This is a genomic window from Actinomadura kijaniata NBRC 14229 (genome assembly GCF_001552175.1).
Classification (GTDB): domain Bacteria; phylum Actinomycetota; class Actinomycetes; order Streptosporangiales; family Streptosporangiaceae; genus Spirillospora; species Spirillospora kijaniata.
On record NZ_BCQR01000048.1, the window covers coordinates 47,115 to 67,891 of the forward strand.

The following is a 20,777-nucleotide window of genomic DNA, read 5'->3' on the forward strand; positions in this document are numbered from 1 at the left end:
GGCCACACAGATACGACGAGGAGCGATCCTGTGGAGTCGAGAGACCATCTTGCGGCGCTGGCGGAGAAGTTGGCGGCTGAGGGCCTGGGCGTCGAGGCCGACGGGGGCCGCCTGCGGGTGTCCAACCCGGCCGTGCGGGGATGCTGTGCTCCGCATCCCGCGATGACGATCATGTGTCGTCGGCGGGAGGGCTTCTCGGACGCCTGGTTCTACACCGGCTGGCAGGAACCGTTGGCTCCGGTCGCGCGCCATGACGTGGCGGTTGAGGCCGTTCAGGGCTGGCTGTCGCGTCACTCGGGGGAAGCCGGTCGCCGCTCTCGTTGATCAATGGCGGATCATGATTTTCCGGACGAATGGGGACGGCCCCCGGAACTCTCCGGGGGCCGTTCCCATTGGCCGATTGCGGATGGCCGTTATCAGTTGAGGCCGTTGAGCTTGGTGATGCGGTTCTCGTACATCTTGAGGACGTCCGGGCGGGCGGCGTGCTTGCTCTCGTACTCGCGCAGCAGCTTCACCTGGTCCGCCGACAGGCCGCGCAGCCGGGCGCGCAGCTGCGGCAGCGTCGCGCTGTCGTAGTCCGGCACCGGGAGGTCCTCGACGACCTTCTCGGCCTCGGCCTGCGCGGCGGGCTTCAGCTCGGGCTTGGGCTCGAACTCCGGCTTGCTCTCGACCTTCGGCTCCGGCTTGGCGGTCGCCTTGGGGGTGGGCTCGGCAGCGGGCTTGGCCTCGGGCTTCGTGGCCTCGGGCTTCGGCGTCGCGGCGGGCTTGCCGACGGAGATCTCCCGCTCGGCGGGCTTGGGAGCGGGCTTGACGGGCTCGGCGGGCCTGGGGGCGGGCTCGACCCGGGTCCGCGCCGCCGGCTCCGGCTCCGGCTCGTCGTCCTCGCCGCGCACCCGTTCCACGACCGCGCCGACCACCTTGAACGCGGTGGTCTGCACGTCCCCGGCCAGCCGGCCGATGACCGGCTTCACCCCGCCGCCCTCGGTGATCTCCTTGTAGTCACGGGTGACCCGGTCGCTGAGCAGCAGGGCCCGGCCGACGCCGAACATGGCCAGCCGGACGGCGTGCAGCGGAAGGTCGCGGACCTGCTCGCCCACCGTTTCCTGTACGTGCTGTTTGAGGCGGCGCGGCGATTTCGTCATCGTCTTCCCTCTCCCTGCCGTCCGGTCATCGGACTGGGTCGATACGGCACCGTCTGTCAATCTTCACTTTGCCGCATGGCGGGGGAGTGGTCACCTCCGGTAACTGGATTTCTGTCCAAGAAGGGCGTGGAGTGGGTCACATTGCGGGCTTCATCAGAGCTTTGTCCCTGGCCGGGCCGTGACAGAAGCGTCGCCCCCCAGCCGGGAGTGACCGGGGACACCCGGGACGGCTCGTACGATAGGGGGCATGACCTCCACCCAGCGCCGTGTCCTGCTCGCCAAGCCGCGTGGTTACTGCGCGGGCGTCGACCGTGCCGTCCAGGCGGTCGAGATCGCCCTCGAGAAGTACGGGGCGCCGATCTACGTCCGCAAGCAGATCGTGCACAACGTGCATGTGGTGAAGACCCTGGAGGAGCGCGGCGCGATCTTCGTGGACGAGACCGAGGAGGTGCCGGAGGGCTCCATCGTGGTCTTCTCGGCCCACGGCGTCGCGCCGGTCGTCCACGACGAGGCGAAGCGGCGGAGCCTGGCCACCATCGACGCGACCTGCCCGCTGGTGACCAAGGTGCACAAGGAGGCCGTCCGGTTCGCCAAGGACGACTACGACATCCTCCTGATCGGGCACGAGGGCCACGAGGAGGTCATCGGCACCTCCGGTGAGGCCCCCGAGCACATCCACCTGGTGGACGGCCCCGACGACGTCGCCAACGTGAAGGTCCGCGACCCCGAGAAGGTCGCCTGGCTGTCGCAGACCACCCTGTCGGTGGACGAGACCCTGGCCACCGTCGCCAAGCTCCGCGAGCGGTTCCCCAAGCTCCAGGACCCGCCGTCGGACGACATCTGCTACGCCACCCAGAACCGCCAGACCGCCGTCAAGCAGATGGCCGCCGAGTCCCAGCTGGTGATCGTGGTCGGCTCCACCAACTCCTCCAACTCGGTCCGCCTGGTCGAGGTCGCCAAGGAGCACGGCGCCGCCAACGCCTACCTGGTCGACTACGCCGACCAGATCGACGAGTCCTGGCTGGAGGGCGTCACCACGGTCGGCGTCACCTCCGGCGCGTCGGTCCCCGACGAGCTGGTCCAGGGCGTGCTGGCGTGGCTGGCCGAGCGCGGCTTCGCCGACGTCCAGGAGATCGAGTCGGTGAAGGAGTCCATGCGCTTCGCCCTCCCGCACGAGCTCCGCAAGGACCTCAGGGCCGCCGCCGTCTGACCCCGGCCGCCGGGCGGTCCGGACGGTCGGCGGGCGGGATCCGGTCCAGGGCCCGCAGCGCCAGCCGCAGCCGTAGCTGGCACTCGGGGTCGTCCAGGTCGGCGTCCAGCAGCGCGGCGATCCGGGAGAGCCGGTCGTAGAGCGTCTGCCGGTTGACGCGCAGGGCGCGCGCCGCCTCGGTCTTGCGGCCCGTGCGGTGCGCGCCGTGGCCCAGGTAGGCCGCCAGCGTCGGCAGCAGCGGCTGCGGGCGGACCCGGTCGTGCTCCAGCAGCGGGCCGAGGGCGCGGTCGACGAACGCCGCCAGCTCGGGACCGCCGTCGAGCCGCCACAGCAGCACGTCCACCTCCAGCCGCCGCGCGTCGTGCCAGCGGCGCGGCGGCAGCGCCTCGGCCGCCTCGGCGGCCAGCAGCGCGTACGCCAGCTCGCCGCCCACCGCCTCCCACGGCAGGGCGTCGCCGACCACCGTCACCGGGCCGGCGTCGGTGAGCCGGTCGGCGATCCGGTCGGCGAGCGCGGCGCGTTCCCGCCGCGAGCGGACGGCGACCAGCGCGCAGATCCACCCCCGCGCGGGCCGGATCCCGAGCAGCGCGGGCAGCCCGTCGAACGCGTGCCGGGCGCGTTCCCAGCCGTTGCCGAACGGCTCGGCGGGCAGCCGCACCACGACCGGCACCAGCGGGCCCGCCACGTGCTGGAACCCCAGCGGCCGGGCCCGCCGGGCCGGGTCGTCGATCCGGCCCGCGGCCAGGTCGGCGAGGAAGTCGCCGCGGGTGCGGGCCGTCAGCTCCTCCTCCTGCCGGGCCTGGCGCAGCAGGATCGCCAGCAGCCCGGCGGCGTGCTCGGCGGCGATCCGGTCGAACGGGCGCGCCGCCGACGGCGCCGTCAGCCGCAGCGAGGTGTCGGGGATCGGCACCGCGACCCCGGCGGGACCGCGCGCGTCCCAGCCGTCGGCCGGGTGGCCGGGCGGGACGGCGAGGTGGACCAGCCCGCCGCGCCGGTCCTCCAGCCGGACCGGCCGCCCCAGATGCTCGGCCAGCACGGCGAGGACGCCCGCCGCCCCGTCGTCCTGCGCCGCGTCGGTGCAGCGCCGCAGCGCCCGCTCGCCGGCCCGCAGCGTCGCGTGGTGGTCGTTGACGATCTCGGTGAGGACCGCCTCGGAGATCGCCACGAACGGGACCTCGCGGTGTAGCTGGACCAGCGGAAGGCCCTGCGCCTCGGCCGTCTCCACCAGCGCGGCGGGCAGCGTCCCGTACCGGGTGCCGAGCTCCACGACCAGCGCCGCCACCCCGCGCGCCGCCAGCCGCAGGACGAACCGGCGCTGCTCGGCCGTGCGGTCGCCGATGCCCATGCCGGTGGTGAGCAGCAGCTCGCCGCCCTTGAGCAGCGCGGCGATGTTGGGCACCTCGGCGGCGTGCACCCAGCGGATCTCCCGGTCGAGCCGGTCGGCGGCGGCGACCACCTCGGGCAGCCCGCGCCGGAAGGCGGGCAGCTCCAGGGCGGCGGCGACGGTGATCGCGGTCACGGCAGGGACGCTAGCGCCCACCCCCACCCCTGTGGTCACGCCCACATCACAAACCGACCACCCCCCTCTACCGACACCCCGCCGCCGCTGTGCCGAGACGCCGCCACCATGCCAACGCGCCGCCGCGCCGCCGCCACCGTGCCGCCGCCCCGCCGCCGACGCCCTGATGCTGTGCCGACGCCCTGATGCTGTGCCGACGCCCTGATGCTGTGCCGACGCCCTGATGCTGTGCCGACGCCCTGATGCTGTGCCGACGCCCTGATGCTGTGCCGACGCCCTGATGCTGTGCCGACGCCCTGATGCTGTGCCAACGCGTCGATGCTCCGCTACCGCTGTGCCGCCGCCGTGCCAACGCGCCGACGCTTCGCCGCCACCGTGCCGCCGCCCCGCCGTTGTGCCGAGACGCCGCCACCATGCCAACGCGCCGACGCTTCGCCGCCACCGTGCCGCTGCCCCACAGCCGCTTCGCCGCCGCTGGGCCGCTGCCCCGATGCTGGGCCGCCGCCCCGATGCTGGGCCGCCGCTCCGCCGCCGCCGTGCCGTCGTGCCAACGCTCCGCCGCTCCGCCGGTGCCGCCGTCGTGCCAACGCGTCGCCGCCGTGCCGACGCGCCGGTGCTCCGCCGGTGCTGACGTGGTGCCGACGTCGTTCCGACGCCGTGGCGACGTTGTGTGGACCGCGACACTGTGCCGGGGTGCGGGGCGGGATACCCAGCATCGTGGCGGTTGTTCCGCCGTGTCCGGGCGCGCAGGCTCCGGGCCATGGCACGTACCCCCCCTGATGCGCTCCCTGCGGCGCATGGTCGCCGACCACCACACCGCCCACCGTCTCGGCATGCCCGTCGACGAGGTCCGCGACATGCGGATGACCCGCCGCGAGCTGCTCGTCCGCTCCGGCGCGCTGACGGCCGCCGCCGGGCTCGGGCTGACCACCGCCGCCCGTCCGGCCCGTGCGGCGGGCGCCGCGCGGGTGGTCGTCGTCGGCGCGGGCATCGCCGGGCTCACCGCCGCGCTCACCCTGCGGGACGCCGGGGTGGCCTGCACCGTCTACGAGGCCGACCCCGACCGGGTCGGCGGCCGGATGTACTCCCAGACCGGGCTGTGGGCGAACGGCCAGGTCTCCGAGATCGGCGGGGAGCTGATCGACCAGGAGCACAAGAAGATGCTGGAGCTGTGCCGCCGGTTCGACCTGCCGACGGTGAACTTCGCGGGCGCGGGCCCGAACGGGGCCGAGGAGATCCTCCACTTCGACGGCGCCTACTACCCGCGCCACCAGGCCGACGAGGACTTCAAGCCCGTCTACCAGCGGCTGCGCTCCGACCTCCAGGCCGCCGGGGAGGTGATGTGGAACCGGACGACCCCGGAGGGCACCGCGCTGGACAACATGTCGATCCGCGAGTGGATCGAGACGCGCGTGCCCGGCGGTTACGCCTCCCGGCTCGGGCAGTTCTTCGACGTCGCCTACAACGTCGAGTACGGGGCCGAGACCACCCTCCAGTCGTCGCTGGCGCTGGTGCTGCTGATGGGCTACCAGCCCAACCCCGGCCACTTCAACGTGTGGGGCCTGTCGGACGAGCGCTACCGCATCGTCGGCGGCAACGACCGGCTTCCCAAGGCCATCGCGGCGTCACTGCCGTCCGGCAGCGTCCAGCGGGGATGGCGACTGCTGGCGGTGCGGGCCGCGTCCGGCGGGACCCAGACCCTCACCTTCGACGTCGGCGGAACGACGAAGACGGTGACCGCCGACCACACGATCCTGACCGTGCCGCTGCCGGTCCTGCAACGGCTCGACACCTCCGGCGCGGGCTTCGACCCGCTGATGACGAACCTGCTGCGCGACGCCCGCATGGGCCACTGCACCAAGCTCAACATGCAGTTCGACCGCCGCACCTGGGTGGGGACGGGGCCGTGGCCCGGGGTGTCGTCCGGCGACTGCTTCACCGACCTGCCGTTCCAGCAGGTCTGGGACACCACCAAGGGGCAGCCGGGCACGGCCGGGGTGCTCGTCCAGTACCACGGCGGGGACCGGGCGGCCGCGTTGAAGCCGTCGAGCCCGTTCCCGACCCACGCCGACCCCTACGTCCGCGCCCTGGTGCCCCGGACGCTCACCGAGGTCGACCAGGTGTTCCCCGGCACCGGGGCGCGGTGGAACGGCCGCGCGCAGCTGTCGGCCTGGCACCGCAGCCCCAACGCGCTCGGCGCCTACTCCTACTGGCCGACCGGCTACCTGCACCGGTACGCCGGATACGAGGGACGGCGCCAGGGCAACATCCACATCGCGGGCGAGCACACGTCCTACGACTTCCAGGGCTTCATGAACGGCGGCGCCACCGAGGGCGAGCGCGCGGCCAGGGAGGTCATCGGGGACCTGACCTGAGCCGCCGGACACCCGGCGGGGGCGGCGCCCCCGCCGGGTCAGTCCACGTCGGCGTGGTTGGGACGCTCGCGACGGCGGCGGCGGGAACGGGAGGTCGCGCGGCGCGGGGTGTCGTCCCAGCGGACCGGGTCCTCGTTCTCCTCCTCCATGAACAGGCGCATCCCGGCCAGCTTCTCGCGCAGCTCGCGGACCTGGGCGAGCATGCCGCGCGGGGCGGTGACCGCGAGGACCAGCACCGTCCCGGCGAACAGCCACGGCGCCGTCGTCGACAGCGCGGTCAGCAGGCCCACCAGCGAGCCGGTCAGCAGGTTCTCGTCGCCGAGCGAGGTGAGCACCACCGCGGCGAGCGTGGCCAGCAGGAACACCAGCGGCGGGCTCACCGCGAGCGTCAGCAGGTCCACCGGCCGGGTCAGCAGCGCCGCCGCCGCGCAGCCCGCCACGAACCCCGCCCCGGCCAGCAGGGGAAGGTCCGTCCAGCGGGCCAGCAGCGCGCCCAGCAGCGTCAACGCGAACATCACGACGATCCCGCCGCGCCCGGTCAGGGTGACCGCCCCGCCGGTCCGCGGGGTGGCGGCACCGCGCTGACGTCGCACAGGACCCCCAGAGGGCGGCGAGGCGCCACCGGGCGCGTCGCGTACCGTCGATGTACTCATGGGCACCCTTTCTCCCGATCATTGTGACCAGGGACCGCCCGTCCGCCGAAACCCCAGGGTTCGGCGCCGGTGTCCGGTTGTGGTCGCGTGCCGCGCGGGGGAACGCCGCCGCGCGGCCGGGGGACCTCGGCGGTGAACCCCTCGGAGAGTTCCGCCGCCGACAGCGAGCGCGGGCTCTCCTCCACCGGCTCGGGCCCGGCGAGGTCGGCCTCGGTGACGCCGAGCTCGTTGAGGCGGCGGGCCGTGACCAGCACGCGGGTCTCCAGCGAGCCCACGGTGCGGTTGTAGGACTTGATGGCGTTGGTCAGGGAGCGGCCCAGCTCGTCCATGTGGCCGCCCATCGTGCCGAGCCGCTCGTACAGCTCCCGGCCCAGCTCGAACACCGCGCGGGCGTTGCGGGACAGCGCGGCCTGCTGCCAGGCGTAGGCGGCGGTCCGCAGCATCGTCACCAGCGTCGTGGGGGTCGCGATGTGGACGCGGCGGCGCATCGCGTACTCCAGCAGGTGCGGGTCGCGGTCCAGCGCCGGGGCCAGGAACGCCTCGCCCGGCACGAACAGCACCACGAACTCCGGGGTCGGCTGGAACGCCTGCCAGTACGCCTTGGCCGCCAGCCGGTCCACGTGGTCGCGCAGGTGGCGGGCGTGGGCGTCGAGGCGGTCGCGTTCGGCGGCCGGGTCGTCGGCCCCGGCGGCGTCCAGGTAGGCGGCCAGGGAGACCTTGGAGTCCACGACGATGTTCTTCCCGTCCGCCAGCCGGACGATCATGTCGGGGCGGATCGCGCCGTCCACGGTGCGGGCGCTCGCCTGCTCGTCGAAGTCGCAGTGGGGCGCCATCCCCGCCAGCTCGACGACGCGGCGGAGCTGGAGCTCGCCCCACCGGCCGCGCGCCTCGGGGCGTTGCAGGGCGCGGACGAGCGTGCGGGTCTCGGCGCGGAGCTGCTCGCCGCTCTGGCGGACGAAGTCGACCTGCTTGGCGAGCATCGCGTGCGACTCGCGGCGGCCGATCTCGACCTCGCGCAGCTGCTCCTCGACCTTGGCGAGGGTCTCGCGCAGGGGGGCGACCAGGTTCTCGACGGCCTGCTGCCGCCGCTCCAGCTCGCCCGCCGCCTCGACCCCGGCGGACCTCAGCCGGGCGTCGGCCAGCTCAAGGAAGCGCTGGTTGCTGGCGTCCAGGGCCTTGGCCGAGAGGTTCTCGAAGTGCTCGGCCATCCGCTCCTCGGCGTAGGCGAGCTTCTCCTCGGCGGCCCGGGCGCGGGCGATCAGCGCGCCCTGGCGGCCGGTCGCCACCGCGTACCCGACCACGACGCCGAACACGGCCCCCACGAGCAGGGCGGTGAACAGCGCGAGATCCATCCGTTCATCGTGACAGCGCGGACGCGCCGCGCTCACGCGACGCGCCGGAACGACCCCGCTCCGCGCCAATTAGACTCATCGTTCACTAAGACCCCCCAAGCGGGGCGAAGGCCCCACGGTCGAGGAGCGCGCATGACCCTCGGTACCCGTCCGCAGCACGCCCTGCGGCCCATCGCCACCACCCGCGCCGAACGCCGCGTCGCCCGCGTTCTGGCGATGGAGCCGGGAAGCCCGCCGAGCCTCCAGGCCCGGATCGCCCACCGCGTGATCCGCGCGGTGGGGCGGTCGTTCTGGGAGCGCCTGCCCGACACCGACGCCGGGCTGGTCCGCCTCCAGCGCGCCACCGACCTGCTGGCCCGCTACGTCCAGAGCGCGCCGCGCGGGGTCGCGTTCGCCCCGCAGCCGCTGCCGCACTGCTCGGCCGAGTGGGTCCGCGCGGGCGCGCCCGACGAGGACGCGGCCCTGCTCTACCTGCACGGCGGCGGCTACTTCTTCGGCAGCCCCCGCCTGTACCGGCCGTTCACCTGGCGGCTGTCGGCGGCCACCGCGCGTCCCGTGCTGGCCCTGGACTACCGCCTGGTGCCCGAGCACACCCCGGCCGACGCGTTGCAGGACGCCCTCGACGCCTACGACCTGTTGCTGGAACGCGGCCACGACCCGTCGCGGATCGTCGTCGGCGGCGACTCGGCGGGCGGCCACCTCACCCTCGCCCTGCTGCTCACGCTCAAGCGGCGGGAACGGCCGCTGCCCGGCGCCGCGTTCTGCCTGTCGCCGTGGGTGGACCTGATGTGCTCCTCCGAGTCGCACAGCGGCAACGCCCGCACCGACCACCTCATCCCGGCCGACAAGCTCGCCTGGCTGGGCCGCCGCTACTGCGAGGGCAGGGCCGAGGACGACGCGCTGTTCGCGCCGCTGAGGGACGACCTGTCCGGCCTGCCGCCGCTGATGTTCGTGGCCAGCGGCACCGAGATCCTGCGCGACGAGACCCGCGACGCCGCCGAACGCGCCCGCGCCGCCGGGGTCGAGACCGTCTACCAGGAGTGGGACGACCTCGTCCACGTCTTCCCGGTCTTCTGCGACTTCATCCCCGAGGGCAAGGCGGCGTTCCGGCACATCGCGGAGTTCCTGCGGCGTTTCGGGGCCTGATGACGGGGGGCCGCCGCGTGTTCCCCCGGGCGACGGCCACCGCCGCTCCGGGGGGACCATAAACTTGACGGCCGTGAGCCTCTCCATCGGAATCGTCGGGCTGCCCAACGTCGGCAAGTCCACCCTGTTCAACGCGCTGACCAAGAACGACGCGCTGGCCGCCAACTACCCGTTCGCGACCATCGAGCCCAACGTCGGCGTGGTCGGGGTGCCCGATCCACGCCTGGAGGGCCTGGCGAAGATCTACGGCTCGGCCAAGATCATCCCGGCGACGATGGAGTTCGTGGACATCGCGGGCATCGTCAAGGGCGCCTCCGAGGGGCAGGGCCTGGGCAACAAGTTCCTGGCCAACATCCGCGAGACCAACGCGATCTGCCAGGTCATCCGCGCGTTCGAGGACCCCGACGTCACCCATGTCGACGGCGACGTCGCCCCGTCCCGCGACATCGAGACGATCAACACCGAGCTGATCCTGGCCGACCTGCAGACCATCGAGAAGGCCCTGCCGCGCCTGGAGAAGGAGGCGCGCACCAAGAAGGACAAGGACCAGCTCGCCGTCCTGGACGCCGTGCAGAACGCGCAGAAGATCCTCGACGAGGGTGTCACGCTGTTCGCCGGGGCCGCCAAGGCCGGGATCGACCTGGCGCTGCTGCGCGAGCTGCACCTGCTGACGGCCAAGCCGTTCCTGTACGTGTTCAACCTCGACGAGGACGAGCTGACCGACGAGGGCCTCAAGGGCCGGCTGCGCGAGCTGGTCGCCCCCGCCGAGGCGATCTTCCTGGACGCCAAGATCGAGGCCGAGCTGATCGAGCTGCCCGACGACGAGGCCCTGGAGCTGCTGCAGGGCATGGGCCAGGAGGAGTCGGGCCTGTCGCAGCTGGTCCGCATCGGCTTCGACACCCTCGGCCTGCAGACGTACCTGACCGCCGGGCCGAAGGAGACCCGCGCCTGGACGATCCGCAAGGGCGCGACCGCCCCCGAGGCCGCCGGGGTCATCCACACCGACTTCCAGCGCGGCTTCATCAAGGCCGAGATCGTCTCCTACGACGACCTGATCGCGACGGGCTCCCTCGCCGAGGCCCGCAACCAGGGCAAGGTCCGCATGGAGGGCAAGGACTACGTCATGCAGGACGGCGACGTGGTCGAGTTCCGCTTCAACGTCTGACCCCCGGCGGCGAAGGACCGGCGGGCCGGGTGGTCGTACGGCTCGCCGGCGATGGCGCGCGCCCTCGTGCGCGGGTGCGCGAGCGGCGCGGAAACGCCCGTATGTTGCGGTGTATGTAGCAGAATGTAACGAATGGGGCAGAGTGTCGGGTTCTTGGGCAAGAAATTCCGTGCCACCCCGTGAGACGGTGACCAAACACCGTCCACTCCGCCGCGCTTGTGGTGGGACACCCCGCGCGCACCCTTCGGCGGCTCGGGTACTGGATCGTCACCGTTTGGCAATCTTCCCTGTTCCCACCGAGGTGGATTGCATTATCCACAACCGCGTGCCGGGACTGTGCTTGGGCGCGATGCGCTGGAACAATTGACGCTCGTGGTTACGCTGGGCCCGAGATGGGTTCGGAAGGACCACAGGTAGGCAGCAGACAGCACACCGGACATCACCGCGCCGACCGGGGGCGGAGGCGCGAGCGGAGGCAGGATGGCTCGCAGGTCGGCCGTGGAGCACGGCCGTGACACCGCCGTGGTCGAGGAGGCGGCGGGCGACCGCGCCCTCGACCCGTGGGACGCGCCCGACCAGGGCCGCCGGTGGGACGAGCCCGAGCAGGGACGTCGCCGGGGCCGGGGTGGCGGCCGCTGGGGCGGCGCCGGGGGCCGCATGTGGGTGTGGATCGGCCGCGCCATCCTCTGGTCGGTGCTGCTGGTCATCCTCGTCAACGGCATCCGCGCCCCGTTCGAACGCTTCACCGCCGACTCCGGGCCGTCCTCCGGCGGCACCGCCGCCACCGCCGCGGCGGGCTTCCCCACCGGCGAGGCCGGAGCGTTCGCGACGCGGTTCGCGCACGTCTACCTCAACTACGACCAGCGGAACGCCGGAGCCCGCGAGAACCAGCTGCGGCAGTTCCTGCCCGAGGGCACCGACGGACGGTTCGGCTGGAACGGCGCCGGGCAGCTCTCGGTCCAGTCCGTCCAGATGGCGGGCGTCCAGGTCCACGACGCGCACAACGCGACCGTCACCGTCCTCGCGCACGGCGGCGACAAGTGGTTCCGCCTCGCCGTCCCGGTGTACGCCGACAAGGGCGCGCTCGTCGTCTCCGGCAAGCCCGCCCTGCTTCCCCAGCCCGCCCGCGCGACCCTCCCGCAGCCGGGTGTCCGCGAACGCGACGAGGCCCTGGAGAACGAGCTCAAGACGGCGCTCGGCTCGTTCTTCGAGGCCTACGCCCAGGGCAACCAGGAGACGCTCGCCCGGTTCTCCGCCGGACCCGCGATCCAGGGTCTCGGCGGAGCGGTGACCTACACCCCCACGTCGGTCCAGCAGGTCGTCGCCCCCCGGGGCGCGGCGGACCAGCGGACCGTCACCGTCACCGTCGCCTGGCAGATCCCGGGCGGCTCCGCCGGTGGCACCCTGGAGCAGGACTACCGGCTGGACATGGTCAGGAAGGGCGGCACCTGGTACGTGAAGGACATCCGCGGCACCACCGAGCCCAACGCAACATGAGAGGTCGCGACGTGACAGCACACCGGGGCGCACCCCCCGCACCACCCCGCGACCCAGGAAGGTAACCGTCGATGCTGCACCACATCATGGCGTCGATTCCCCACGAGGTTCTGGCGGCGCCGAACGACGACCTGAAGACCGACCAGCTGGCCGACTGGCTGCGCGGCATCTTCGGGCCGCTGTTCCTGGTGATCGTCTCCATTGTGGCGATCTTCTTTCTCTTCACCCGCGAGATCACCCGCTTCGTGCAGTTCATCCTGCTGGCGGTCGGTATCGGGGTGGTGTTCTACGTGCCCAACATCATCGAGACCACGGCCAAGGCGATCGCCAAGGCGCTCGGAGTGGAACTGAGCTGACCGGCGGACGCGGCGGTTCCCGAGGCGACACTGTGCTCGCACGGTTAGGGGAGTAGGGGCGTGGATCTACCCACGTACACGAACATCTGGCGCATCGAGAAGCGGCTGTACAAGCTGTACGACCTGCGACTCCCGATGCCCTTGCCGCTCGTGCAGATCGGCGTGTTCGCGGGTGTGTTCGTGCCGTGGATCGTGCTGCTGAGGGTGGTGGGCATCCCGTTCGCCACCCCGTGGCACGTGCTGTACATCGTTCCGCCGGGCATCCTGACCTGGCTGGCCACCCGCCCGGTCATCGAGGGCAAACGCCTGACCGAGCTGCTGCTCTCCCAGTACCGCTACCTCGCCGAGCCGCGCACCTGGTGCCGCCTGACCCCGATCCGGGAGCCCCGCGAGGTCGTGGTGGTGGCCCGGGTCTGGCGCCGTGCCGAGCCGGTGGCCGTTCCCAAGGCGGAGAAGAAGGCCCGCCGCAAGAAGGCCGCCGCGTTGGTGGAGGAGACCCCCGTCCCGCAGGGAGCGGGCCGCCTCGCCCCGTCCCCGGCGACGGCGTCGGCCCCCCTCCCGCTGACGGAGTACGCGGCCGAACACGTGGCGTTCGAGGGCACGAGCACGAACGTCCACGTCGCCCCCGAGCCCGCCGCCCCCCCACCCCAGACCGCGTACGCCGAGGCGACACCGGAGCACGAGGACAAGCGGCGCGGCATGCCGTGGCGGCGCGGCGCACGCCGCGCCGAGCCCGAGACGACCGGCTCCTTCACCGCGGAGGGCCCGTACGGCCCCACCCCCGATCCGGCGGTTCCCGCCGCGCGGCCGGAGGCCGACCTCCAGCACCCGCCCGCGACGCCGCAGTTCGAGCAGCCCGCGCAGGGCGGTTCCACGGGCACGGGCAAGCGGGCGTTCGCATCGGGCGTGCGCCGCCCCGGAGGCTCGGTGGACTTCTGGAAGGCCGTCGCCCCGCCCGGACAGGAGCCCGCCGCCGAAGCACCGGCGACCACCCCGGCCCCGGCCACCCGCCCGGACATCCCGCAGCAGCCGTCCGACACCGCGCCCGACGTCCCGGCGCCGGAGTTCAACGGCGAACCCGGCGACGTGAAGGTGGCGGGCCACCGCAACCCACAGCCCGCCGCGCCCGAGAGCGCCGAGCCAGGCGCCCCGCAGGCGCCCGAAACCCCGGCGGACACCGCGAGCCCCGACGTCCCACAACACTTCGAGCAGCCCGCCACGCCGTCGCACGAGGACCAGCGGGCGGCCGGTGCCCCAGCGGATGCCGCGCGTTCCGAGATCCCGCAGCCCGCCGCACGTGAGGGCGCCGCACAAGGTGAGTCGCAGCCCGGCGGCCCGCAGGTGGCCGGGGTCTCGGCGGACGCCGCGAGTTCCGAGATCCCGCAGCCTGGACGGCAGCCCGCCGCACGGGAGCGCGTCGCGCAGGGTGAGTCGCAGCCCGGCGGCCCGCAGGCGGCAGGCGTGTCGGCGGACGCTGCGAGTTCCGGTTCGCCGCAGCCGGGCGGTTTGCCGGAGGAGGGTGTGCAGCCGACGGGAGCGAACGTTACGCGTCCCGAGGTTCCGCAGCGTTCCGAGCAGCCTGGCGCGCCGTCGCAGGAGGACTGGCGAGTGGCCGGAGCTCCGACGGATGTCGCGCGTTCCGAGATCCCGCAAACCACGCAGCCCGCCGCACAGGAGCGCGTCGCGCAGGGTGAGTCGCAGCCGGTCGGTCTGCCGGAGGAGAGCGCGCAGCCGACGGGAGCGGACGTCACGCGTCCCGAGGTTCCGCAGCGTTCCGAGCAGCCTGGCGCGCCGTCGCAGGAGGACCAGCGCGTGGCCAGTGCCCCGGCGGACGTGGCGCGTGCGGAGGTTCCGCAGCCTACGCAGCGGCCTGTCGCGCAGGGTGAGTCGCAGCCCGGTGACTCGCAGGTGGCCGGGGTTCCGGTCGACGCCGCGAGTCCTGGTGCGCCGCAGCCGGGTGGATCCAGTGCCACGCGTCCCGACGCTCCGCAATCTGCTCGGCAGCCCGCCGCGCGGGGTGAGTCGCAGGCTGGTGACTCGCGGGTGGTCGGTGTCCCGGCGGATGCCGCGAGTTCCGACGTTCCGGAGCGTTCCGAGCAGCCTGCCGCGCCGCCGGTGGGGGACCGGTGGGTGGCCGGGGCTTCGGCGGATGCCGCGCGTCCCGAGGCGCCGCAGCCGGGCGGTCTGCCGGAGGAGGGTGCGCAGCGGAGTGATGTGAACGCGACGCGGTTCGACATCCCGCAGCGACCCTCTGCGCAGCCTGCCGCCGCGCAGGAAGGGGGCGCTCGGACGGGTGGTCCTTCGGAAGGCGCGCAGCGGAGTGACGTGAACGCCACGCGGTTCGACATCCCGCAGCGCTCCGAGCAGCCTGCCGCGCCTCCGCCCGCTGCCGCGCAGGAGGGGGACGCTCAGGGGCGGGTGCCTCAGGCCGAGGACCGGCGGGTCTCCGGGGGCGGGTGGCCGCCCGCGCAGAACCGGCGGGACGCTCCCCAGGCCCCCGGTGCGGAGCAGGGGGCGCGGCCGCCCGCGTCCACGCGGCCCGACATCCCGCAGAGGCCTCAGCAGGGCGGCGACGTCCGGCCGCCCGCGCCCACCCGGCCCGACATCCCCATGGTCCCCGGGGCCTTCGGGAAGCAGGGCGGGGGCGAGCCCACCCGGCCCGAGATCCCGCGGCCGGAGCAGCCCGCGGCGGGGGGACTGCCGCCCGCCGCGCCGCCGCCTCCCGGGCAGAACGCCACCGGCCGGCCCATCGGGCGGCACCCCGCCGGACGCAAGCGCGGCGCCGACCCGAACGCCGGGCAGCAGGGCCAGCAGCAGGGGGAGCAGCCCAAGGCCCCCAAGCCCTGGTCCGAGGGGCTGGCCAAGCCGCCCAAGCCCGCCCGTACCGACGCCATGGTGTGGCCGCCCGTTCCCGAGCCGCGCGCCGAGGGCGACAGCGGCGGGCACCGGCTGCCCACCCAGCCGGAGCACCACCACCCCCACATGGAGCCGCCCGAGCCCGGCGACCAGGCGGAGGTCCCGCCGCGGGAGGGACGCTCCGGGCCCGCGCAGCCGGTGAAGCAGCCGCCGCGGCCCCGGCCGCTGCCGCCGCCCCCGTCCCCGCCGCCGTCCGAGCCCGCGATCACGCCGCCCGACCCCGAGCACGAGGTCACCGGCGGCGGGCTGCGCCGGCTCATCCACGCGGTCGGCGGGCACAGCGAGGCCGACGCCGAGTACGAGATGCGGCTCCAGCAGCCCTTCCACGGCACCCGGCACATCGTGGTGCTCGGATGCACCGGCGGCGCGGGCCAGACCGTGACCACGCTGATGCTCGGGCACACGTTCGCCCAGCACAACGGGGAGCCGGTCGTCGCCGTGGACGTCAACCCCGGGCCGGGCGCCCTGGCCCGGCGCACCAGGAGCGAGACCAACGAGACCCTCACCGGGCTCATCACCCGCGCCGACCAGATCAACAGCCTGACGGCCATGCGCCGCTACACCTCGCAGGCCAAGTCCGGGCTCGACGTCATCGCGGCCGGGAAGAACCCGCTCCAGGCGCTCGACGACCGCGACTACGCCCTGGCCGTCCGCACGCTCGACCGGTTCTACTCGGTGACGCTGCTGGACACGGCGGCGGCGATCGTCGCGCGGGTGCTGCCGTACGCCGACCACCTCGTTCTCGTCGCCCCGGCCAGCGGGGACGCGCCCCGCGCGGTGGCGATGACGTTCGAGTGGCTCGACGGGCACGGGTACGCCGACCTGCGGTCGCGCGCGGTGACCGTGATCAACGGTGTCAGCCGCCGCAGCATGGATGATGTTGAACAAGCCGAGGCGGTCGCACGGGGCCGTTGCCGCGCGCTGGTGCGCATCCCGTGGGACGATCATCTCAGCATGGACCGCGCGCCGCGCAACGAGCTGAAGTCGTTGCGGGCGCCGACGCGGCGTGCCTATCTTGCCCTCGCCGGTGTGGTCGCCGGCGGGTTCACCGTCGTGCCCGAGCGTTACCAGGAGCTTCAGCAGGAGCAGGAGGCCACTCGATGATCGCCAGCGGACGCGCGCCGGCTGGACCGACCCGCGAGCGGAGCGATCCCGGCGAGCGGAGAGGGAGCTCGCGGCCGGGGCGACGAGCGACGGCGCGTGCGGCCGCCGGCCGCCGGGTGGAGGCGGGGCGATGAGCGCCGTACCGGGGAACGCGGGGGGCCCGCGACCGGAGGCGGGCCGATGAGCAGGGGCAGGACGAGGTCCAGCCGCCTCGCGGTGCGGTACTTCGACGACCGGGTGCTGCTGACCGACAACGCCGCCTGGGCCTACTTCCGGCTGCCGACCGTGTCGTACGAGTTCACCACCGGCGAGGAGCGCGAGGCCCTCGCCACCAACATCACCATCGCGCTCGCCGGCATCCGCATGCAGGACGCCGAGATCCACCTGCGGATCGCGCACCGCACCTACCCCGCCGCCGACTGGGCGCTGGCGCTCGACAAGACCTCCGACGGCGGCCCCGGCTGGCGCGAGTACCTGGAGGAGAGCTACGCGCACGTCTGGGCCAAGGACTTCTGGACCAAGGAGGTCTACCTCGGCGTGCGGCTCGGCCCGCGCGGCATGGGCGCGCAGCTGTCGGGCGGGGCGATCGCGCAGCTGCTCGGCTTCTACAAGCGCAGCGAGCAGGCCCTCGGCATCGACGACGACGCGATCGACAAACGGGAGATCGCCCGCTGGACCGAGCAGGCCGAACGCGTCGGGCGGGCACTGGGCGGATCGGCCCTGTACGCCCGGCACGCCACCTCGACCGAGGTGGCGTGGCTGTTCCAGCACGCGGTGACCGCGTCGCTGGCCGACCCGCCGCCGTCGGCGGTGGCGCGCCGCACCTGGGGCAAGGGCGAGATCGAGGCGCTGGTCGAGGGAGCGATCCACAACGGCCGGTCCTACCTGCATGTCGAGCAGCCCAACTTCACCGGCGCGGGCGGCGGCGCCACCGCGCAGTCGTACGTGGCGTACCTGTCGTTCGCGCGGTTCCCGGACATGATGCCGTTCCCCGACGGGGAGCCGTGGTTCCACTACGCCGACGCGCTGCCGTTCCCCGTCGAGATCAGCTCCCGGATGAAGCTGATCCCGCCCGCGAAGGCGTCCAAGGACGTCTCCCGCAAGCTCGCCCACGCCCGCGACATGGACCAGCACATCCGCGAGGCGGGCGCGGAGGCGCCGCTGGCGCTGGCCGAGCAGATCGACGCGGCGCGGATGCTGGAGCACGGCATCACCAAGGAACGCCTCCCGTTCGTGTACGGCTGGCACCGCCTGATCGTCGCCGCTCCCACCGCCGAGCTGCTGGCCCAGCGCGTGGACGCCGTCGTCGAGCACTACCGCGACATCGGCATCGACGTGGTGAACTCCACCGGCGACCAGTTCTCCCTGTTCTGCGAGTCGCTGCCCGGCGACCGCATCAGGCTGAACGCCTACGCCCAGCGCCAGCCGCTCCGCACGATCGCGGGCGGCATGCCCGTCGCGACCGTCGACCTCGGCGACCGGCCCGACGAGAACGCCGAGGGCTGGGTCGGCCCCTACATCGGCGAGACCCTGGGCCGCGCCCGTTCCATCGTCCACTTCGACCCGCTGGTCGCCGCCGCCCGCAACCGCCCCACCGCCGTCGCCATCACCGGCGAGCCCGGCGGCGGCAAGACGACGCTCGCGCTGCTGCTGATCTACCAGATGGCGCTGCGCGGCGTGACGATCGCGGCGATCGACCCCAAGGGCGACGCCGAGTCGCTGGTCGAGCTGCTGCGGGCGCGCGGCCGCAAGGCCCGCATCCTGCCGCTGGGTTCGGCCGCGCCGGGCCTGCTGGACCCGTTCTCGTTCGGCGACGACCTGGCCGCCAAGAAGACGATGGCGACCGAGACGCTGCGGCTGCTGCTGCCGCGCATGTCGGAGGAGCGCGAGTCGGCGATGATCCAGGCGGTCGGCGCGGTCGCCAACGCCGACAAGCCCTCCCTGGGCAAGGTCGTCGACCACCTGGAGGCGTCCGAGGACCCGGCGTCCAAGAACCTCGGCGCGGTGCTGCGGTCGATGTCGGAGATGCGCCTGGCGCGGCTGTGCTTCGACCCCTCCGGCGGCGAGCGCATCGACTCGGCGGGCTGGACCACCGTGTTCACCCTCGGCGGCCTCACCCTCCCCGACGTGTCGATCAGCCGGGAGGACTACTCCTACGAGCAGCGCCTGTCGGTGGCGCTGATGTACCTGGTGTCGCAGTTCGCGCGGCGGCTCATGCACGGCCTGGACCGGCGGCTGCCCAAGGCGATCTTCCTGGACGAGGCGTGGGCGATCACCTCCACGCCCGAGGGGGCGAAGCTGGTCCCCGAGGTCTCCCGGATGGGGCGTTCCCGCAACACCGCGCTGATCCTGGTGTCGCAGAACGCCGGGGACCTCCTGAACGAACAGGTGACCAACTGCCTGTCGTCGGTGTTCTCCTTCCGCTCCTCCGAGCGGGTCGAGGTCGGCAACGTGCTGTCGCTGCTGGGCGTCGAGGCGTCCGACGAGCACAAGGCGGTGCTGCGCAACCTCGGCAACGGAGAGTGCATCTTCCGCGACCTGGACGGCCGGGCGGGCCGGATCGGCGTGGATCTCATCTCGGAGGAGCTGCGGCGTTGGCTGGACACCAACCCGACCCGGTCCCGTCCGGAGTCGGCCGAACTGACCGCGGGGGCCGAGGTCGAGGAGGTCCGTCGATGAAAGGTCCCCGTCGTTCTCCCAGGCTGGACGTCCAGCGTTCGCCGGGGGAGGGGTTGAACCTGCGGCGACGGCGCGGCCGTCGGCGAGGGCTGCGCGCGACGCTGGTCACGCTCGTCGCGGCGCTGCTGTTCGTGGGCCTGTCCCCGATGGCGGGGGCCGGGCCGTTCGGCGGCGACCCGTGCCGCCCCGCCGACAACCCCGCGCCCGAGCAGTACGGGTCGGGCACCGACGGCCTGATCAAGCCGCCGGACCACCCCGACGACAAGCTCAAGGCCACCCCGGCCGACAAGCTCACCTACTACGACCGGTACGGCACCGCCGGGCAGTCGTGGTACGCGGTCGACATGGGCTGCTCCGACGCCATGGCGATGATGGGCAACGCGCTGGCCAACACCACGTTCACGCTGGTGCGCGCCATCGACCGCACGACGATCAGCGTGTACCAGGCGGCGGCGTCCGAGTCGCTGCTGGGCTGGCTGAAGACGACCGTCGACGACGTCATCACCGGCATCGGCAAGACGTTCAACGCCCGCTACTGGTCGTGGGTGGTGATCCTCGGCGCGCTGTGGCTGGCCTGGTGGGGCCTGGTCCGCAAACGCGCCAGCAAGGTCACCGAGGGCGTGATCTGGATGGTCGCGGCGATGGTCGCGCTGATCTGGCTGATCGCCCGGCCCGCCGACTTCACCACGCTCGGCACGAAGGTGTCGAGCGCGACCAGCGCCGCGTTCAACGCCGCGCTGCCGCAGAGCGACGCCAAGGGCGGCACGTGCATCCCGCGCGCCGACGGCAAACCCGACCCGTCGACCGCGCCGGAGGTGGACCCGACCACCCGCAACGCCAACGGCCTGTGGGTCGCGCTGGTCTGCAAGCCGTGGCTGATGGGCGAGTTCGGCACCACCGACCCCAACGCCAAGGTCGTGCGCGACAACGCCGACAAGCTGCTGTGGTCGCAGGCGGTGGACCTGCCCGAGACCTACGGCGGCCAGAAGGTCGACCTGGCCAAGAAGGCCGACGCCTACAAGGCGGTCGCCGCCGACATCAAGGAGAACCACGCCGGGGTCTACCCGCTTTTCCAGGGCAAGAACTGGACGTCGCGGCTGGCGGTGGCGTTCGGCGGGCTGTTCGCGGCGCTGGTCGCGGGCCTGCTCATCATGGTGATCGCGATCGCGCTGATCGTCGTGAAGATCGCGTTCCTGCTGCTGCTGGTGGCCGGGCCGATCTTCCTGGGCATCGGCATCCACCCCGGCATCGGCCGCGTCATCGCGGTGCGGTGGCTGGAGCTGCTGCTGTCGATGCTGCTCAAACAGGCCGCGCTGATCGGCGTGCTGTCGCTGCTGCTGTGGGCGTACGGGCTGATCCTCGGCGAGACGCTGCCGTGGGGCCTGCAGATCCTGCTGATCGCGCTGGTGACGTTCGCGGCGTTCATCTACCGCAAGCCGTTCCAGCACCTGTTCTCGGCCGTCGGGTACTCGGCGGTCGGCGCGCGCGACAAGAGCGAGGCGCAGCTGGAGAAGTCGATCGTCGAGGCCCGCAAGAGCACCACGACGGTCGGCGCGGCGGCGCTCACGCCGGGCGCGGCCGTGGCGCAGCGGCTCGGACGCCGCGGCGCGTCCGCCGAGTCCGACACCACCGGCCGCGCCGACGTCACGGCGGCCGGGGCGGG

Annotated in this window: 14 protein-coding genes; 10 read left to right on the forward strand and 4 right to left on the reverse strand. The window is 73.2% G+C overall.

Annotated elements, in window-relative coordinates; genetic code table 11:
* Positions 1-30: 30 nt before the first annotated feature.
* Complete coding sequence (locus tag AKI01S_RS50590) at positions 31-324, forward strand: hypothetical protein (RefSeq protein ID WP_067818163.1); 294 nt, start codon at positions 31-33, stop codon at positions 322-324.
* 92 nt (positions 325-416) lie between these two features.
* Here the strand turns inward: AKI01S_RS50590 and AKI01S_RS50595 are convergent, their stop codons facing one another.
* Complete coding sequence (locus AKI01S_RS50595; RefSeq protein ID WP_157419893.1) at positions 417-1,142, reverse strand: DUF8129 domain-containing protein; 726 nt, start codon at positions 1,140-1,142, stop codon at positions 417-419.
* A gap of 247 nt (positions 1,143-1,389) precedes the next feature.
* Here AKI01S_RS50595 and AKI01S_RS17260 point away from each other — a divergent pair, with 247 nt between their 5' ends.
* Positions 1,390-2,352 carry a 4-hydroxy-3-methylbut-2-enyl diphosphate reductase gene (locus AKI01S_RS17260; RefSeq protein ID WP_067818169.1) on the forward strand — a complete coding sequence of 321 codons (963 nt, stop codon included), beginning with the start codon at positions 1,390-1,392 and terminating at the stop codon, positions 2,350-2,352.
* Here AKI01S_RS17260 and AKI01S_RS17265 read toward each other — a convergent pair.
* Positions 2,333-3,871 carry a PucR family transcriptional regulator gene (locus AKI01S_RS17265; RefSeq protein ID WP_218009706.1) on the reverse strand — a complete coding sequence of 513 codons (1,539 nt, stop codon included), beginning with the start codon at positions 3,869-3,871 and terminating at the stop codon, positions 2,333-2,335. The two genes, AKI01S_RS17260 and AKI01S_RS17265, sit on opposite strands and share 20 nt — an antisense overlap.
* A gap of 779 nt (positions 3,872-4,650) precedes the next feature.
* Between AKI01S_RS17265 and AKI01S_RS17270 the strand changes: the two genes are divergently transcribed.
* On the forward strand, positions 4,651-6,246 hold the full coding sequence (locus AKI01S_RS17270; RefSeq protein ID WP_067818172.1) for a flavin monoamine oxidase family protein: 1,596 nt from the start codon (positions 4,651-4,653) through the stop codon (positions 6,244-6,246).
* 38 nt (positions 6,247-6,284) lie between these two features.
* Here AKI01S_RS17270 and AKI01S_RS17275 read toward each other — a convergent pair whose 3' ends face one another.
* Both AKI01S_RS17275 and AKI01S_RS17280 read right to left on the reverse strand, forming a co-directional pair.
* On the reverse strand, positions 6,285-6,839 hold the full coding sequence (locus AKI01S_RS17275) for a DUF6542 domain-containing protein (RefSeq protein ID WP_083999728.1): 555 nt from the start codon (positions 6,837-6,839) through the stop codon (positions 6,285-6,287).
* 56 nt (positions 6,840-6,895) lie between these two features.
* Entirely contained in the window at positions 6,896-8,251 is a 1,356-nt protein-coding gene (locus tag AKI01S_RS17280; RefSeq protein ID WP_067818175.1) for a DNA recombination protein RmuC, read from the reverse strand.
* A 132-nt stretch (positions 8,252-8,383) separates the two neighbouring features.
* On the opposite strand from AKI01S_RS17280, the gene AKI01S_RS17285 reads away from it, so the two are divergent.
* From AKI01S_RS17285 to AKI01S_RS17315, 7 genes are all read left to right on the forward strand, one after another.
* Complete coding sequence (locus tag AKI01S_RS17285) at positions 8,384-9,397, forward strand: alpha/beta hydrolase (RefSeq protein ID WP_067818178.1); 1,014 nt, start codon at positions 8,384-8,386, stop codon at positions 9,395-9,397.
* Between the two features lie 73 nt (positions 9,398-9,470).
* Positions 9,471-10,562: a redox-regulated ATPase YchF gene (gene ychF / locus AKI01S_RS17290; protein ID WP_067818181.1), complete on the forward strand. Its 1,092-nt coding sequence runs from the start codon at positions 9,471-9,473 to the stop codon at positions 10,560-10,562.
* Positions 10,563-11,042: 480 nt separating this feature from the next.
* Positions 11,043-12,059, forward strand: a complete 1,017-nt coding sequence (locus AKI01S_RS17295) for a conjugal transfer protein (protein ID WP_067818185.1) — start codon at positions 11,043-11,045, stop codon at positions 12,057-12,059.
* 71 nt (positions 12,060-12,130) lie between these two features.
* On the forward strand, positions 12,131-12,415 hold the full coding sequence (locus tag AKI01S_RS17300; protein WP_067818187.1) for a hypothetical protein: 285 nt from the start codon (positions 12,131-12,133) through the stop codon (positions 12,413-12,415).
* A 60-nt stretch (positions 12,416-12,475) separates the two neighbouring features.
* Positions 12,476-16,435 (forward strand): TcpE family conjugal transfer membrane protein, encoded by a 3,960-nt coding sequence (locus tag AKI01S_RS54265; protein ID WP_067818190.1) that lies wholly within the window; start codon positions 12,476-12,478, stop codon positions 16,433-16,435.
* A 180-nt stretch (positions 16,436-16,615) separates the two neighbouring features.
* Positions 16,616-19,114, forward strand: coding sequence for an ATP-binding protein (locus tag AKI01S_RS17310; RefSeq protein WP_067818193.1), 2,499 nt, complete (start codon positions 16,616-16,618; stop codon positions 19,112-19,114).
* A partial coding sequence (locus AKI01S_RS17315) for a type IV secretion system protein (protein WP_067818247.1) occupies positions 19,111-20,777 on the forward strand: 1,667 nt, incomplete at its 3' end. The genes AKI01S_RS17310 and AKI01S_RS17315, both read left to right, overlap by 4 nt.